The following is a 14,904-nucleotide window of genomic DNA, read 5'->3' on the forward strand; positions in this document are numbered from 1 at the left end:
GCCACAGGCCTGAACTGGCAGGTTCGGGCTATGGCAGGCAAAGACAGCCAGCGCGGTGTTCCACGGCAAGGGAGCGCATCGCCTGGCGGCGAAACGGGTAAAGGCGATACGTCGTGGTTTGCCTGCGGTTTTGCGGATCGCGGGCAAAACAGAAAGGGCGGCGTTTGCCGTATGGAGGGAAACCAGCGGGTTTTCCTCTTCGGGCTGTTGCAGTAGCCGGGTGCCGCCGTGGTTTCCTGACGTTTCCCGCGTCCTCCTTCATCCGGCATGAAGGGGGATACTTTTGTGGATAAGGGGAAAGGCTTCATCCGAAAGAATCGTTTGCTTTCGATCCGTTAGGCTATTCCGTGTACAAAAGGACGCGCCTCGCTATGGTGAACATATCAGATGAACATGCGCAAAGAGGCCCTGCGCGGAACTTCGAGCGGGGCCTCTGCTATGGCGATGGCGCATGTTCCCGAAAGGATGGACCACTGGGCGGTTCCCCTCCCATTGGTTTTGGGAAGAGGAATCTCCCGAACCATGTGAAGCCTGAACCCAATGGATCTGGGAGCTGCTCAGCCTTATTCTATTCTTTTTATTGGTTCATATGAATGGGATTTATTGAAGGCGGTCCCCGCCGGGACCATTAGCTGCGCCGCTTCGTTGTACAGCATGGTCGTGTCGATGGAAGCATGTCCCGCAAGCGCCTGTATGCTTTCAAGGCGGACCCCCTTGCTGGCGAGATAGGTAAAACAGGAGTGGCGGAACCAGTGCGGGGAGACATCCGGCCTGTTCATGAGTGCCGTCAGCCATTTCTTGACCATATGGTACAGGGCGTGGCGTCCGATCCGCCGGGATGGTTTTCTGAGGTTTCCAAAGATGGGCTGATTTGGAGACGTCCCGGTCAGTTTTCCATATTCGTTAAGGCCTTCGTCAATTTCATCAGGAAGATAAATGCGCCTTTCCTTTGAGCCCTTGCCCAGGACATTGAAATAGCGTTGCCCCTGCCAGACGGTGACGTCTTTCCAGCAGAGGGAAACGGCCTCTTCGCCGCGCAATCCGGTCATAAAGAGAGTCTTCAGAAGGAGAATGTCCCGCTGCGGGGCTCCGTGTTCTGCAAGGCGGTCGAACAGGAGCAGCATCTCCGATTCAGAAAGGCTGTGCGTGAGGTTCCCGGGGAGTGAAATCCCCGCGCCGTCCTTCCGTTTTTTAATGAATGCCGTGGGGTTCAGGGCAATGGCGCCCGTGTCTGCCAGCCGTTTGAAGTAACTTTTCAGAGCTCCGATAATCGTATTCACCGAACGGGGCTTGAGGCCTTTCATCCTGCATTGCCTGATATAGCTTTCGACATCACGGGCCGTAACGGAGAACGAAGGCTTCCGGGCGTAGTTCAACAGCTCGACGACATAGCGGCAATACAGTTCCACGGTCGCCAGCGATTGCGTGTAAACGGCATTGAGGAAAACAAGGATGATGCGCTCGTCGGGAAGCAGTTCACCTTGTGCGGATACGTAGGCCGAGACGTCCGCGTATTCGAGGCTTCGGTCAAAGTACCGCAGTATCCGTTTTCTGCTAAGAGGCTCCCAGTCGTCCAAGACAGGGAGTTCTCCGTTGGAGATGATTTCAGGGAGCGTTGCCATGCCAAGCCCTAGGGTTCCGGTTGATTCTCTATTTAACTTAACACTTATTAAGATAAATAGCAAACCGCCCCAAAAGCTGTTTTCCTGTTCAGGCGTCCAGCGCGCCGTTTACGCTTCTTTAGGTCTTCCATGAAATACGAGTCAAAGATTTTTTTAAAATGCCTTAAAACGGAAATTTGAAGGAACAATCTGAAGCGTTCCGTCCCCGGGCCGCTTCTGAATACGAATGCTTTCCTCCACGGCCATTGGCTCAGGCGTCTGGGCTGGCGGAATCCCCGGCATCGGTTTCCTTCCGCGCCACTGCGGTGAGGCGTGACGGCTGAGGCCGCCACGCCCGATACGGAGGATGCAGTATATCGCTTGCGTTCCGGAAAGGTGGGATCACGGAGGACGCGGCATTCTCCGGCGCTGTTTTTGTTTGCCCGCGCGTGGTGTTCTGGGGTATGGTCTGCTTGCCGGTTGAAAATCTTTTTATCTTATGAGGGAGTTCATGCCCAAAGATTACACGCAACGCCGCAACGAGCGATGGGAAACGGTGTTTCCCGGCATCGGGCTTGAAAGCATCCTCGGCAGGATTCTCCGTATCGCGCGCTATCATAACCATAAAAGTACGGAAACAATGAAGCCCTTCGGCATCAAGAACGGAGAGGCCGACGTGCTGTCGGCGCTGCTTCATGCCGGGCCACCGTATACGCTCAATCCGAAAGACATCACGAAACAGGCCTACAGGACTCCGGGGGCGATCACCAACGTCATGGATCACCTTGAGGAAAAGGGGCTGATCCGGCGCAATGCGGATCGGGAGAACCGTCGGAACGTCCTTGTGGAATTGACCCCGGAGGGGCTGGAGATGGCCCGCGAGTCGTTCCTCGCCCAGACGGACATGGAAAAGCGGCTGCTTACCATGCTTTCCCCGGAAGAAAAGGAGCAGCTCCAGACGCTCTTGAAGCGCATCCTGCTGGATCTGGAAGAGCGCGGGGAAGTCTAGGCCGCGTCCCCGCAAGGCCCGTTGAGGGCATCCATTGAAAAGAGCCCCCGGAAAGCGTTTTCCGGGGGCTTTGCCATAGGTGCTGCCGGATCTAGAACTGCTTAGGCCCGATCAGCTTGAACACCCTCAGGATGGTGTAGTTGGCGAGGAACGTCAGCGCAAAGAGCCCGAGCGTGGCGGGCATCCCCCAGTCGTAGACGACGTAGCCGTGGAAAATGAAATTGACGTAGAAGAAGATGAACACGGCCATGTTCCACATGCCCGCCTCCACGGAAACCGTGGTCTTCAGCTCGCTGTCCACCATGCGCAGCAGGATGAGCCCGGTGGGGATGGTCCCCGTGCAGGTCCCGAACATCATGACCGTCCGCTCGAAGGAATAGCCGGGGACGCGGCGTCCGAAGTACAGGATGAAGAACAGGGTGAAGACGGCGAGGACCACGGAAAGGACGATGATGGGGAGGATGTAGTCCTTCACCACCGCGAACTTGATGCCGATGAGGGTGCTGAGCAGCAGGAATTCCATCATCCAGCCGGTCAGCCGGGTCATGGAGTCGCCGTCGATGAGATGGACGATGCCGAGCTTCCGCATCACGAAGCGGATCAGCATCCCGGATACCATATTGATCAGGAAGAACAGCCCCCACATGGTCCCGCCGATGCTCGAAGGCACGCGCGTAGCCACGGCCTCGACGGCGTAATAGGCCAGCATCCATGCGCCCAGCACCAGCGCCAGCTGGAGGGCCAGCGAATCGACGTTGGAGTTCTGCGTGACCTGGCGCAGGCCGCAGGGCCGGTTCTCCGGTGCGAGCAGGCCGGTCTTCACTTCTTCCGGGACGCTGCCCACGGGGTAGGTGTTCAGCCCCTTCCGCACGCCCCAGCGCACCAGCGGCACGCCGATGGCGAACGCCACGATGAAGCCGGCCCCAGCGAAGGTCATCCCGAGCTGCCCCATGCCGGAATGTCCGAACTTTTCCCAGACCAGCCCGGTGGAAATGGCCTGCCCCGGCCCCGCCGCGAACCCCTGCGCCGCGAGGAAGCCGATGGATTCAAGATAATCCCGCCCGGTCAGCGCGTTGAGCAGATAGACGATGCCCGTCGCGAGGATGAGCTGCGAACAGAGGCCCATGTAGAACATCTGCGCCTGCCAGATCGAACCGCGCACCATTTCCTTGGTCGCGGAGCCCTTGCTCTGGTCGACCTTGCTCATGCCCCTCAAGCCGATGCAGACGAAGGAAATGGTGAAGAAGTGGTAGGCCAGCGCCGGGTACAGTTCGGGCTGGACCTGCGGAAAGCCCGTGGTGTTGAGGATGAAAAAGCCGATCACCCCGCCCGTGAGACAGGCGGGAACCATAAAATTCTGGAGAAACTTGATCTTGGCCCGAAGCAGGACGCCGAGGATGAGAAGCAGAGACAAGAATCCGAATGCGATCAGTAAGGACATGTCGAAAAAGGGCTTCATACGCGTTCTCCTGATGTGGGAGGGACCGAGGGTTATTCCGGGCACGGCGGGACGGCGTCCGTCAACTCGCCGTCCCGTGCGACAAGGACGCCGCGCTTGATCACAAACCGGGGCATGGGGCCTTCGAGCAGGGCGCAGGCCCTGTTTTCGACGGGGAACACGACCAGATCCGCCCAACAGCCTTCCGACAGCCCGTAGTCGGGCAGGCCCAGCACGGACGCGCTGCCGTATGTGCCCGCGTCGTAAGCCAGTTCCAGATCCTCACGGCGGCGGAAGTCGCTGAGGTAGGCCAGCAGCATGACCCGCTCGCGCATGTCGTTCATGCCGTAGGGCCCCCAGAGGTTGCGCATGTTGTCCGTACCGACGCCGTAACGGACCTGCCAGCGCCGGGCCTGCTTGAGGGAGGGGAAGGGGACATGGCCGGGGGCGTGGGTGATGATGCCGATGCCGAGCTCCTGAAAGGCTTCGGCTATGGGCTGGTACCGGGTGTCGGGGAGGTTGGCGAGGCACCACGCGTGGCTGATGGTCACGCGGTCGCGGAGATCGTATTCCCGGATTTTCTTGAAGAGCAGATCGAGCGAGAAAAGGCCCATCGAACCGAACTCATGCAGGTGCAGATCCACTTTGGCGCCGTGTTCGGCGGCCAGACGCAGGGTCAGCTCCACGGAGCGCACGGGATCGCGGTCCCGGTCGCAGGGGTCGGCCCCGCCGATACTGGAGGCTCCAGCGCGCAGGGCCGCGGCAATGGTCTGTTCGGGATCGGTCTTCATGTTCAGGATGCCGTTTGAGGGCATGGCGACATACTCGATGTCCAGCACGTCCCGGAAGGCTTCCCGGGCGCGGGCCGCGTCTTCAAGCTCCGCAAGCCCGAACACGCCCACGTCGATGTGGCCCCGCACATGGGTCGTACCGCGCCGGATCGCTTCCCGGAACTGCACGTAACAATTCCTCAGGCTGTTCATGCGGCCGTGGTTGGCGAGGTATTCGGCTTCCGCCTTCGCACGCCCCGGGACCGTATCCGCATAGTCGTAGTCGACCCACGGTCCGCCCACAAATGTCTGTGCCGGATGGATATGGGCGTTGACGAAACCGGGCGCCGCCATGTGCCCTTCGGCATCCAGGCGGGTGTCCGCGAGGGACGGAGGCAGATCGGGCGCGATCCGGACAATCCGTCCCGCATCGACGAGTATGTCGGCACAAACGCCGGACGGTGTTTTCACATGCTGCAACAGCAGTTGTGCGGCCATGCGGACCTCCATAATTTTATATTAAAAAGTTTAATATTGAATTATAATTTTCTGATACTCCGGCCGTGAGCAAAAGGCAAGAGAAAAATGCACATTTCGCACAAGCGATATATGAAAAGAAATGAAGAGGTTCCGTGTAGTACGTTGAGGCTGCCGCGTGAAAGCGTGGGGGGACGGGAAAGCGTGGGCGGCATCCGGTATGGGTTCTGGAGAAACAAAAAGATGAGGAGAGGGGGAACAGGCGCGCAGGCCGTCAGGTTTTGGGAAGGGGATCCCCGCAATGCTTCCCTGCCGCCTCAAGGCCAATCGGCGTTGAAGTATTCTATCATGCGGTAATATTGACAGTACAAACAAGTTATTGCAAGAAATGGCATAGGGAATGCCCGGAAAAGAGGCGGACACCCCGCGCACCGGAAAATGGGGCGGCGGTTTCCGCAAGGGTGCCTGTGGGGGTGTCGCTGGAGTACGGCGAAACCTTCCCCGGCGGGAACCCCGGCCCGGCGGAGTGCCGTCGAAGCCGCCCTCGCGGGCTTCCGGGATATCCGTACCGGCTCCTCAAACGTTGCGGCCGTCTTCACACGCCGTCCCGGACGGGGGCGGCGCGTTTCCTTTTGGCCGCCTTTTTCCAACGGCGCATCGTATCTGCAACCTTCAATCGGCAAGAATGGTTATGGATTCCAACCAAAAGACCATCAAAGGCGCGCAGAGCGTCTATCGCGTGCTGAACATTCTGGAAGAGGTGATCCTCTGCGGCGACCGCATGATAACCCCCAAAGAGCTGAGCGCGTCCCTCGATATCCCCGTTGCCACCGTCCACAGGCTGTTGACGGTGCTGCGCCAGAAAAATTTTGTGGCCTGCGACCCGGCCACCAAGAAATACCACATCGGGGATTCCTGCCTCATCAGCCCGCGCATGGACGTCGCCGCCTTTATCCGCGCCCGGTTTCTGCCGCTGGCGGAACGCATATCCCGCCGCTTCGGCTATTCGACCATCCTCTATGCCCGGAGCGGCTACGACGCCGTGTGCGTGGAGCGTCTCGACGGCTGGCATCCCATACAGGTTTTTCTCAATAAAACAGGCGACCGCCGCCCGCTCGGCATGGGATCGGCCACCCTTTCCATTTTAGCCGCCATGCCGGAAGATGAGGCGGAAATGATCCTTACCCACAACGAGCAGGAAATCCGGTTCGTGCTCAAGACGGATTTCTCGGCATTGCGCGGTTTCCTGGCCGAAGCCCGCCGGAAGGGGTATGCCTCGGCCCAAGGGATGCTGCTTGAAGGGACCATCGGCGTTTCCCATGTCCTGCGCATGGGGAATGAGGCCGTGGGGAGCATTGCCATAGACGCCGTCCGTTCCGAGCAATGGGACAAGGATCAACCGAAAATCATTCAAGAACTGCAAAGCGCCCTGTCCTGATCCCCCCACGCCGGGCCCATTTGCGGTGTCCGCCGCTCCCCCTCCAGCGTGCGGCTGGAAGGTAACCCGCATCCCCGGCGCTTGCGCGTCCCCTTCCTTCCGGGGGCGGGCATTATCGCCCCGGGCCGGGTGCCCGATCTCCGCAGGGGCCGCAACTCCCGGTGTCGGCCCTCTTCGGTTCTCCGCCTTCCGGCTTCCGATTCGTCCCGCCCATTCCTTTCCCCGTTCCCCTGTCATCCCGCTCCGTCCCACTTTCGGGCCGGTTTCGCCTTTCAGGGCGCGGCCTTCTCGCCGCGTGCCGTCACTCCGCTTCCGCCCTGCTTTTGGAAGCCCGCCGTATCGGATCGTTCCTTTTTGAGCATTGGTGGGGCATTATAAAAATAACTATACAAGTAAGCGGATTAGAGGGAGGAAAAAGAGAAAAATGCTTTATCGGTAACGGCTTCATGATACTTTTTTCTTCTTTCCCCGCCGCCGCGCGCCTTGACGAAGGCTTATAAAACCGCTACTCAAATCATATTGTAACACCTTTATCATATTATGATAAATCATCCGGCCCTTCATCCGGCGCCAGCGCCCACGGGAGTGCACTATGCGGATACCCAGCGGTTACCTGTACTACGACACCCCAATCGGCATCCTCTGCCTTGATACGTTGTTCCCAAAACCTCCGGGGCAGCTCAGAAATCCCCTTACCTTCGATTTCCCCGTTGTCTGCCGGGTCTTGCGCGGCGTCGGGGCCAAAGAAATCCTGTCCAGCACCTCGGCGCAGCTCGAAACGCTGTTCGTCGACGCCGCCCGCGAACTTGAGCGGGACGGGGTCAAAGCCATCGCCGGAAGCTGCGGCTTCATGGCCCTGTTTCAGAAGGCCGTGGCCAGCGCCGTTTCCGTCCCGGTGCTCATGTCCAGCCTTGTCCAGATCCCGCTCATCCATACCTTGCACGGCCCGGGCTGCCGCATCGGCGTGCTCACCGCGCATTCCGGCTCGCTGACGCCCGAGCATTTCCGGCAGGCGGGCGTTCCCGACGCCCAGATCGACGCCCTGGCCATCGCGGGCATGGAGAATTTCCCGGTTTTCCGGAAGACCATTCTGGAAGGGGCCGCGCCCGTCATGGACACGGACGCCGTGGGCGCGGAGATCGGGGCCGCCGCGGCCGCCATGACGGACGGGCAGCCGCTGGACGCCCTGCTGCTCGAATGCACGGACCTGAGCGTATTCGCCCGGACCGTGCAGGAGGCGGTTTCCGTCCCGGTTTACGATATCAATTCCCTGATCGCCTACGCGGCCTTTTGCGTGCGGCGGAACCAGTGGGTGTGACGGGCAACCGCCCGCCCCAAACTTGAGAGGAGGAGTTTATGGGAGGCATTGAGCGTTTCGGTCTGCCCAAGCAGGGCGGCGTGCCCGCTTCGCAGGCGGTGAAGGCGGACGGCTGGCTGTTCGTCGCCGGTCAGGTCCCGAAAAACGCCGAAGGGGAATTTGTGGTCGGCGGCATCGCGGAACAGGCCCGGCAGACGCTGGACAACCTCATGAAGACCCTCCGTCAGGCAGGCTACGGCCCCGAGGATGTGGTCAAAGTCAACGTCTGGCTGGACGATCCCCGCGATTTCGCCATCTTCAACCGCATCTACAGCCAGTATTTCTCCATCGAACACGCCCCGGCCCGCGTGACCGTGCAGGGGCATATGATGAACGATTTCAAGGTCGAGATGGACTGCGTGGCCTGGAAGGAACCCCGATGAACGCCTCATTCGACGTCGTCATCGTGGGCGGCGGCGTAACCGGGGCCGCCGTCGGGTACGGGCTGGCGAAACGGGGCGTGAAGACCTGCCTTGTGGATGCCGTCCCCACCTTCTCCCGCGCTTCCCGGGCCAACATGGGCCTGATCTGGTGCCAGTCCAAGGCGCTCGGCTGCCCGCAGTTCGTGCGCTGGGGCTTCGCCTCCTCGCGAGCCTACGGCAAGCTGGCGGCGGAGTTGAAGGAATTGTCCGGCATCGATACGGGCTACGCGCCCACGGGCGGGATCATCCCCTGCCTCGGGGAAGCCGAGCTTGAGGCGCGCGCCCAGTTCATCGAAAAGCTCCGGGCTGAAACCGAGGACGGCACGTACCCGGCCTCCGTGCTTTCCCGCAAGGAACTTGAAGGCATGTTGCCCAAGGTCCCCTTCGGCCCGGAAGTTTCCGGAGGGATCTGGTCCGACATGGACGGCTACGTCGATCCCCTGCACCTGATGTTTGCGTTCCGCAAAAGCTTCGTCAGGCTCGGCGGCACGCTGTTCGCCGGGGAACGGGTTTCGGAAGTGAAGCCCTCCGGCAAGGGCTATACCGTCGTCTGCGGAGGCCGGACGCTGGAATGCGGCAAGGCCGTGCTCGCCGCCGGGCTCGGCGTCCGCAAGCTCGCGGCGCAGCTCGGTACGGACATCCCCGTCTTCCCCAACAAGAGCCAGGTGATGCTCCTGGAGCGCATCCCCGCCGATGTCCTCCCCATCCCCCTGCTCGGCATCGCCCGTACCTTCGGGGGCACGGTAATGATCGGCGCGGCCCACGAGAACATGGGCATGGACAGGAGGCTCACCCCCGAAGTGCTCGCCGCCAACGCGCAATGGGCCGTCCGTGTCTGGCCGGAGCTGGAACGCAAGCGCATCCTGCGGTTCTGGACCGGGCTGCGCGTGTGGCCGAAGGACGCATACCCCATTTACGACCGGATTCCGGGGCACGAGAACGCCTTCGTCTTCGCCATGCACAGCGCGGTGTCCCTTGCCGCCATTCTGGAGCAGGCTCTGCCCGACTATGTCATGGGCAAGCCGCTGCCGCCGGACGGGGCCATCTTCGGGCTGTCCCGGTTCGCCGGAGGCGGCTCGGGATTTCAGGGATCGGCGGCTTCGTCGCCCCATGCCGAGGCTCCGAACAAGTGACCGCCTTCAACCCTTTTTCAAGGAATACGGCTATGTCCGCTTCACAAGCCGCGGCGGAGGACGCCGCTCTGGTCAATGTTACGTTTGAAGGCAAGCCCTGCGCCGTGCCCGCCGGGAAAACCGTGGCGGCGGCGCTTCTTGGGGACGCGCACGCCGGGTATACGAGCATCCATCCTCTGACCGGGGAACGCCGGGCACCCTTCTGCATGATGGGCACCTGTTTCGAATGCCTCGTGGAAATCGACGGCCAGCCCAACCGTCAGGCCTGCCTCACGATTGTCCGTGAGGGCATGGACATCAAACGCCAATACCCCGACAAGGAGCAGGAGCGATGAGCCGCCAGTGGGATGCCCTCGTCATCGGCGCGGGTCCGGCCGGGCTGCGCGCCGCCAGCGTCATAGCCGAATCCGGGCTTGAAGTCGTCCTTGTGGACGAACAGGCTTTTCCCGGCGGCCAGATCTACCGCCATGTCACGGCTCCGGGCGCGGAGGAGCGTTTTGCCGAGGCCGCCGATTACCGCGACGGCACGGAGCTTGTCCGGCGCTTCCGGCGTTCCGGCGCGGAATACCTGCCGGAAACGACGGTCTGGTTCTTGGAACAGGATCGCATCCTGGCCTCCCGTGGTGAGGAAGTCCTCGATCTGCGGGCCAGAAACGTCATCATCGCCGTGGGCGCGATGGAGCGCCCGGTCCCCTTCCGGGGCTGGACGCTTCCCGGGGTTATGAACGCCGGGGCGGGCGACATCCTCCTCAAGACGGCGGGCCTGCTTCCGGAAACGTCGGTGGTGCTCGCGGGCAGCGGCCCCCTGCTCTACCTTGTGGCGAGCCATCTGATCCGCAAGGGGCACCCCCTCGCCGCCGTGCTGGATCAGACGCCGCCCAGCAACATGCTCAAGGCCGCGCCGCACCTCCCGGCGGGGCTGCTCGGCCTGCCCCTGCTGCTCCGGGGCCTGTCCATGCTCAACGACGTGCGGAAGAGCGGGACGCCCGTGTACCGTGACGTCAGCGGCATCGAGGCGCAGGGTGCGGATCGCCTTGAGCGCGTTTCCTTCTTTTCCAAGGGGACGGCGCACACGCTGGAAGCCGCGACCCTGCTGTACCACGGCGGGGTCATCCCGCGTACGCACATGGCGAACGCGCTGGATCTGCCCCACCATTGGGATGCGCGCCAGCAGTGCTGGACCGTGGCCTGCGACGGCTGCGGCAGGACGGCGCGGGAAGGCGTGTACGTCGCCGGGGACTGCAGCCGCGTACGCGGTGCCGCCGTCGCTGGGATAGCGGGAGAACTGGCGGGTCTGGCCGTGGCGGAGCGGCAGGAAGGCATCGGGCCGGAGGAATTCAGGCGGCGCAGCGCACCCCTGCAGCGTTCCCTTGCCGTACAGACGGCATCCAAGGCTTTTCTGGACGCATGGTTCTCGCCGCGCAAGGATCTGTATGCCGTGCCGGACGACGTAGCCGTGTGCCGCTGCGAGAACGTCAGCGCGGCGGATATCCGGGAAGCCGTCCGCGACGGCCTGACCGACATCAACGAAGTAAAGCTGCGCACGCGGGCGGGCATGGGCAATTGCCAGGGCAGGACCTGCGGCCCGGCTCTGGCGGCCATTGCGGCGGAAACCGCGGGCAGGGCCATCCCCGACATGGGGCGCCTGCATGTCCGTTCCCCCCTGCGGCCCGTGCCGCTTTCCGCCCTCCTGCGGCTTCCCGAAACGAAGTAACCCATTCCCGCAACCGTGAATCTCCCCGCTACAAGGATATCCCATGCACATTGTCGACTACTTCGTCATCGCCGGCTATTTCGCGCTGGTCATGTACCTCGGCTATTACTCGATGAAAAAGGTCTCAAACTTCGACGACTACGCCGTCGCCGGACGCAGTATGCCGCTTCCGATCTTTTTCGCCGCCATCGCCGCCACCTTGTGCGGCGGAGGCGCAACCATCGGGCGTATCTCTTTTATGCATACTACAGGGATCATCGTGTTCTTCGCGCTTACCGGCGTCGTCATCAACCAGATTTTCTCCGGGTTGTTCATCTCCGGGCGCGTCCACAACGCCGGGAAAAATGTCTACAGCCTCGGGGACCTGTATGGGATTTACTATGGGCGTTCCGGTCGCTTGCTTTCCAGTGTGTTCGGATTCCTGTTCTGCGTAGGGGCGTTCGGGGTACAGATCCTGGCGATGGGCGCCATCCTCCAGACCGCCACGGGCATCAGCCTCATCCCCGCCGCGCTGATCGCCTCGATCGTGACGCTGGCCTATACGTGGTCGGGCGGCATCCTCGCCGTAACCCTCACCGACGCCGTGCAGTACGTCATCATCGTCATCGGGGTTACGCTCTGCGCCTATCTCGCCATCGATCACCTCGGCGGGTTCGACGCCATGATGTCGATCCTCTACTCCAACCCGCGCTTTGAGACGAACATGAAACCCCTGGCCAACTGGTCCCTTGTCCAGTTCCTCGGCCTGTTTTTCAGCTTCCTGCTCGGCGAGTTCTGCGCGCCGTACTACATCCAGCGTTACGCCTCCACCAAGTCCGCCAAGGACAGCAAGAACGGGCTGCTCATTTTCGGCGTGCACTGGATCTTCTTCATGGCCACCACCGCCGCCATCGGCCTGGCGTCCATGGCGATCCAGCCCGACGTGAAGCCCGACCTGGCCTTCACCAACCTTATCCGCGACATCCTGCCTCCCGGCATCACCGGGCTCGTGTTCGGAGCGCTGCTCGCCGCCGTCATGTCCACCGGCGCGGCCATGATCAACACGTCCGCGGTCATCTACACCCGCGACATCTACAACAAGTTCATCAACACGGCCGCTACGCAGGCCCAGCTCCTGCGCCAGTCCCGCCTGTCCACGCTGGTCGTGGGCGGCATCTCCATCGGCGTGGCCATCATCTTCCAGGACGTGTTCGGGCTGATGATCTACATGTTCAAGCTGTGGCCTTCCGCCATCCTTCCCCCCTTGATGTGCGGCCTGCTCTGGGGCAAGATCTCACCCTACGCGGGCGCTCCAGCCGTCATCGCGGGCGGCTTGAGCTTCTTCCTGTGGAGCGACAAGGTGCTTGGGGAACCCTTCGGCATCCCCGCCAACTTCATCGGCATCGGCATGAACTGCCTCGTACTGTTCTTCATCCACCAGAAGATGAAGGGCCACAAGCCCGAAGGCCCCTTCCTCCCCGACCTCAACTAACCGCCGGAGGCGTCACCATGTGGCTTCAACTGACGAAATACCTGTTCTATCTGTCTTTCTTCCTGAATATCGTCTGCGGCGTGTGGGTGTTCTTCGGCATCATCCAGTGGCTCAGGGATCTGAACAAGCAGTAGGCCCGCTTCCGCCGGAAAAAGGCCGCAACGCATTCCCATAAAAAGGGGGGGAGATGGCTCTCCCCCCCTTTTTATGGGAGCGCCGGGAGCGGCCCCGGTTTTTGTTCCGGCGTGTGGCTCAGGAACGGGCGTCTTGAGCCGCCTCCAGCCCTCTCAGCAGCATGGCGCGGATAGCGCTCCCGCTTTCGGGCAGATCATAGTCTCCGACGAGCCGCCCCGGATAATGGTAGAGCACGCCGTCCGCTTCGTTCTTTTGCAAAGCCCGGATCAACGCGGCTTCCCCGTGTTCGAGGACAAAGGCGGCGAACGCCCGCACGCGCTGCTTGTTGAACATGGGGTTGTCGCAGGGGAATGCCGGGCACTCCCAGCAGCCGTTGAGCTTTTTTTGTTTGCAGCAGTTGAAGGGCTGGCACCATGACCTGTCCTTGCATCCCTCATTCCTGCACCCCGCGCATGTGGGGTTCTCGCTGCACACGCAGCACGCCAGCCCGCAGAGGGCCATGCCCTTTCCCGCGTCGAAATACGTCCGGTCCGCCCTTTGGAACAAGGCAGGGCCGCCCTCTTCTGAAGGTTCGAAACCGTATTGTTTCAGCAAAGATACGCGCTCATGGGCATGGGGGACGATGACGCGCAACCCACGGAGCGCATGGGCGGGGATAAGCGTCAGGACGGCAAACCGGAGCGCTTCCTCAAGATAGCTTTCGGAATCGTGTTGTCCGGCAAGCCCGATCCGCATGGTCTTTGCGGAGTCATCCCCTTCGGTTACGGAGGAGCATTCAAGGGTGCCGACGGCGTTCCCGGTTTCCTTGGAAAGAATGGCGAAGCGGAAGAGCCCCTTTTCCTGAGACTGGGAGCCCGCTTTCCGTCCGCCGCCGTTGATCCCTTCGTGCATCCCTTGACAAGGGCCGCCGCAAGCCCCGGCCTCCGTTACGGCGGCGGAATGTGGCCAATACGTAACCATGCCTTCCGTACAGGACGGGCCTGCCATACGGAAAGACAGGCGAGGGGTTTCGCAGGGGAAGGCTGTTTCATGAGGCTTCATTGGGCGGCTCTCCGTTTGCTGGTGGAGGATGCACGGAAGACGGAAAGAAAAGCCGAGAAAAACGGGGAAAGCGGCCTCCGGGGAAAGGCCATCCGAAAGCTTGGGAGAGGGGGAAACGCTAGAGCTCGGTGATTTGCCCCCCGGTGACGTTCAGCGCCTGCCCGGTCATGTAGGCGGAAGCGTCCGAAACGAGGAACGCGGCGGCAAGGCCCACATCTCGGGGCGTGCCGATGCGTCCGGGCGGGACGGTGGCAATGGCCCGCCGCATGGTTTCCTCGGGCGTGCAGCCTTCGGCAGCGGCTTCGCGGGCGTACCGCTTCACGTTCATTTCATATCCGTAAGGATCTGGCCGGGGCAGAGGGCGTTGGCCCGGATGCCTTCAGCCGCGTACTCGACGGCGAGGCACTTGGTAAACATGATGAGCCCGGCCTTGCTGACCGGATAGGCGCTGCTTTTGGGCAGGCCGGACGCCTCGGCGATCTCCGCAAGGCACATGGGTGCGTCCTTCCGGGGCAGGATCTCCAAAAGCTGTATGGCACGGGTCAGAACTTGGATGGAAGCCGACATGCTGCCCTCTCTTTTATTCCGTAGTACGGAATGCTATTCCGTTTAACGAAATCGTGAGATCACAGTATGTTGTTGTCCTTTTTCCATCAAGCGATTTTTCCGCCGGAAAGCGCCTGTGGCGAAAAAGGGTTGCCCGCAGCGGGCTGATTGAGGGACGCCTCCCGTTTCTGGCTTTCCCCGGTTTGGGCGGACGCGGAACATAGCGGAGGCATTGCCAAAATAAGCCGAACTCCGTATCCCTTTTCAAGGAACATCACGTCAGGCCGCCTTGCGGGGCGGGTTCCTCCCGTAACCGCAGGCGGCCCGCCCCATTCCGTCCTCAACCGTGTAT

General features: G+C 61.6%; 15 protein-coding genes. 9 read left to right on the top strand and 6 right to left on the bottom strand.

What is annotated here, in order from left to right:
* Positions 1 to 30: 30 nt before the first annotated feature.
* Complete coding sequence (locus T370_RS24820) at positions 31 to 216, top strand: hypothetical protein (RefSeq protein WP_156034335.1); 186 nt, start codon at positions 31 to 33, stop codon at positions 214 to 216.
* 347 nt (positions 217 to 563) lie between these two features.
* Here T370_RS24820 and T370_RS0105465 read toward each other — a convergent pair whose 3' ends face one another.
* The gene (locus T370_RS0105465; protein ID WP_029435027.1) at positions 564 to 1,622 is read right to left on the bottom strand and encodes a tyrosine-type recombinase/integrase; all 1,059 of its coding nucleotides are present in this window, start codon (positions 1,620 to 1,622) and stop codon (positions 564 to 566) included.
* 490 nt (positions 1,623 to 2,112) lie between these two features.
* On the opposite strand from T370_RS0105465, the gene T370_RS0105475 reads away from it, so the two are divergent.
* A complete protein-coding gene (locus T370_RS0105475; RefSeq protein ID WP_029435028.1) occupies positions 2,113 to 2,610 on the top strand; it encodes a MarR family winged helix-turn-helix transcriptional regulator in 498 nt (165 codons plus the stop codon).
* 91 nt (positions 2,611 to 2,701) lie between these two features.
* On the opposite strand, the gene T370_RS0105480 is transcribed toward T370_RS0105475, so the two are convergent.
* Positions 2,702 to 4,069 (bottom strand): sodium/glutamate symporter, encoded by a 1,368-nt coding sequence (locus T370_RS0105480; protein ID WP_029435029.1) that lies wholly within the window; start codon positions 4,067 to 4,069, stop codon positions 2,702 to 2,704.
* A gap of 32 nt (positions 4,070 to 4,101) precedes the next feature.
* Complete coding sequence (locus T370_RS0105485) at positions 4,102 to 5,316, bottom strand: amidohydrolase family protein (protein ID WP_029435030.1); 1,215 nt, start codon at positions 5,314 to 5,316, stop codon at positions 4,102 to 4,104.
* A gap of 670 nt (positions 5,317 to 5,986) precedes the next feature.
* Between T370_RS0105485 and T370_RS0105490 the strand changes: the two genes are divergently transcribed.
* From T370_RS0105490 to T370_RS0105520, 7 genes are all read left to right on the top strand, one after another.
* Positions 5,987 to 6,733 (top strand): IclR family transcriptional regulator, encoded by a 747-nt coding sequence (locus T370_RS0105490; RefSeq protein WP_005030161.1) that lies wholly within the window; start codon positions 5,987 to 5,989, stop codon positions 6,731 to 6,733.
* 592 nt (positions 6,734 to 7,325) lie between these two features.
* Entirely contained in the window at positions 7,326 to 8,051 is a 726-nt protein-coding gene (locus T370_RS0105495) for an aspartate/glutamate racemase family protein (protein WP_005030160.1), read from the top strand.
* Between the two features lie 38 nt (positions 8,052 to 8,089).
* Positions 8,090 to 8,473 (top strand): RidA family protein, encoded by a 384-nt coding sequence (locus T370_RS0105500; RefSeq protein ID WP_005030157.1) that lies wholly within the window; start codon positions 8,090 to 8,092, stop codon positions 8,471 to 8,473.
* Positions 8,470 to 9,645: an NAD(P)/FAD-dependent oxidoreductase gene (locus tag T370_RS0105505; protein ID WP_005030155.1), complete on the top strand. Its 1,176-nt coding sequence runs from the start codon at positions 8,470 to 8,472 to the stop codon at positions 9,643 to 9,645. Before T370_RS0105500 ends, T370_RS0105505 begins: the two co-directional genes overlap by 4 nt.
* Positions 9,646 to 9,677: 32 nt before the next feature.
* Positions 9,678 to 9,980: a (2Fe-2S)-binding protein gene (locus T370_RS0105510; protein ID WP_005030153.1), complete on the top strand. Its 303-nt coding sequence runs from the start codon at positions 9,678 to 9,680 to the stop codon at positions 9,978 to 9,980.
* On the top strand, positions 9,977 to 11,359 hold the full coding sequence (locus T370_RS0105515) for an FAD/NAD(P)-dependent oxidoreductase (protein WP_029435032.1): 1,383 nt from the start codon (positions 9,977 to 9,979) through the stop codon (positions 11,357 to 11,359). The genes T370_RS0105510 and T370_RS0105515 overlap by 4 nt, the downstream gene beginning before the upstream one ends.
* A gap of 43 nt (positions 11,360 to 11,402) precedes the next feature.
* Entirely contained in the window at positions 11,403 to 12,830 is a 1,428-nt protein-coding gene (locus tag T370_RS0105520) for a sodium:solute symporter family protein (RefSeq protein WP_005030148.1), read from the top strand.
* A 252-nt stretch (positions 12,831 to 13,082) separates the two neighbouring features.
* Here T370_RS0105520 and T370_RS23470 read toward each other — a convergent pair whose 3' ends face one another.
* From T370_RS23470 to T370_RS23480, 3 genes are all read right to left on the bottom strand, one after another.
* Entirely contained in the window at positions 13,083 to 13,925 is an 843-nt protein-coding gene (locus tag T370_RS23470; RefSeq protein ID WP_248604222.1) for a DUF3795 domain-containing protein, read from the bottom strand.
* Between the two features lie 199 nt (positions 13,926 to 14,124).
* Positions 14,125 to 14,334, bottom strand: a complete 210-nt coding sequence (locus tag T370_RS23475) for an SDR family oxidoreductase (protein ID WP_051643744.1) — start codon at positions 14,332 to 14,334, stop codon at positions 14,125 to 14,127.
* Positions 14,331 to 14,573, bottom strand: a complete 243-nt coding sequence (locus T370_RS23480; protein WP_051643745.1) for an SDR family oxidoreductase — start codon at positions 14,571 to 14,573, stop codon at positions 14,331 to 14,333. The genes T370_RS23475 and T370_RS23480 overlap by 4 nt, the downstream gene beginning before the upstream one ends.
* Positions 14,574 to 14,904 lie beyond the last annotated feature (331 nt).

It is taken from the genome of Bilophila wadsworthia ATCC 49260, from assembly GCF_000701705.1.
GTDB lineage: Bacteria > Desulfobacterota > Desulfovibrionia > Desulfovibrionales > Desulfovibrionaceae > Bilophila > Bilophila wadsworthia.

Bases quoted from the DNA above. Each gene is read 5' to 3' on its own strand.
- T370_RS0105480 (WP_029435029.1), bottom strand. From the start codon at position 4,069: ATGAAGCCCTTTTTCGACATGTCCTTACTGATCGCATTCGGATTCTTG.
- T370_RS23470 (WP_248604222.1), bottom strand. From the start codon at position 13,925: ATGGTTACGTATTGGCCACATTCCGCCGCCGTAACGGAGGCCGGGGCT.
- T370_RS23475 (WP_051643744.1), bottom strand. From the start codon at position 14,334: ATGAACGTGAAGCGGTACGCCCGCGAAGCCGCTGCCGAAGGCTGCACG.
- T370_RS0105520 (WP_005030148.1), top strand. From the start codon at position 11,403: ATGCACATTGTCGACTACTTCGTCATCGCCGGCTATTTCGCGCTGGTC.
- T370_RS0105475 (WP_029435028.1), top strand. From the start codon at position 2,113: ATGCCCAAAGATTACACGCAACGCCGCAACGAGCGATGGGAAACGGTG.
- T370_RS0105510 (WP_005030153.1), top strand. From the start codon at position 9,678: ATGTCCGCTTCACAAGCCGCGGCGGAGGACGCCGCTCTGGTCAATGTT.
- T370_RS0105465 (WP_029435027.1), bottom strand. From the start codon at position 1,622: ATGGCAACGCTCCCTGAAATCATCTCCAACGGAGAACTCCCTGTCTTG.
- T370_RS23480 (WP_051643745.1), bottom strand. From the start codon at position 14,573: ATGTCGGCTTCCATCCAAGTTCTGACCCGTGCCATACAGCTTTTGGAG.
- T370_RS0105505 (WP_005030155.1), top strand. From the start codon at position 8,470: ATGAACGCCTCATTCGACGTCGTCATCGTGGGCGGCGGCGTAACCGGG.
- T370_RS0105515 (WP_029435032.1), top strand. From the start codon at position 9,977: ATGAGCCGCCAGTGGGATGCCCTCGTCATCGGCGCGGGTCCGGCCGGG.
- T370_RS0105485 (WP_029435030.1), bottom strand. From the start codon at position 5,316: ATGGCCGCACAACTGCTGTTGCAGCATGTGAAAACACCGTCCGGCGTT.
- T370_RS0105490 (WP_005030161.1), top strand. From the start codon at position 5,987: ATGGATTCCAACCAAAAGACCATCAAAGGCGCGCAGAGCGTCTATCGC.
- T370_RS0105495 (WP_005030160.1), top strand. From the start codon at position 7,326: ATGCGGATACCCAGCGGTTACCTGTACTACGACACCCCAATCGGCATC.
- T370_RS24820 (WP_156034335.1), top strand. From the start codon at position 31: ATGGCAGGCAAAGACAGCCAGCGCGGTGTTCCACGGCAAGGGAGCGCA.
- T370_RS0105500 (WP_005030157.1), top strand. From the start codon at position 8,090: ATGGGAGGCATTGAGCGTTTCGGTCTGCCCAAGCAGGGCGGCGTGCCC.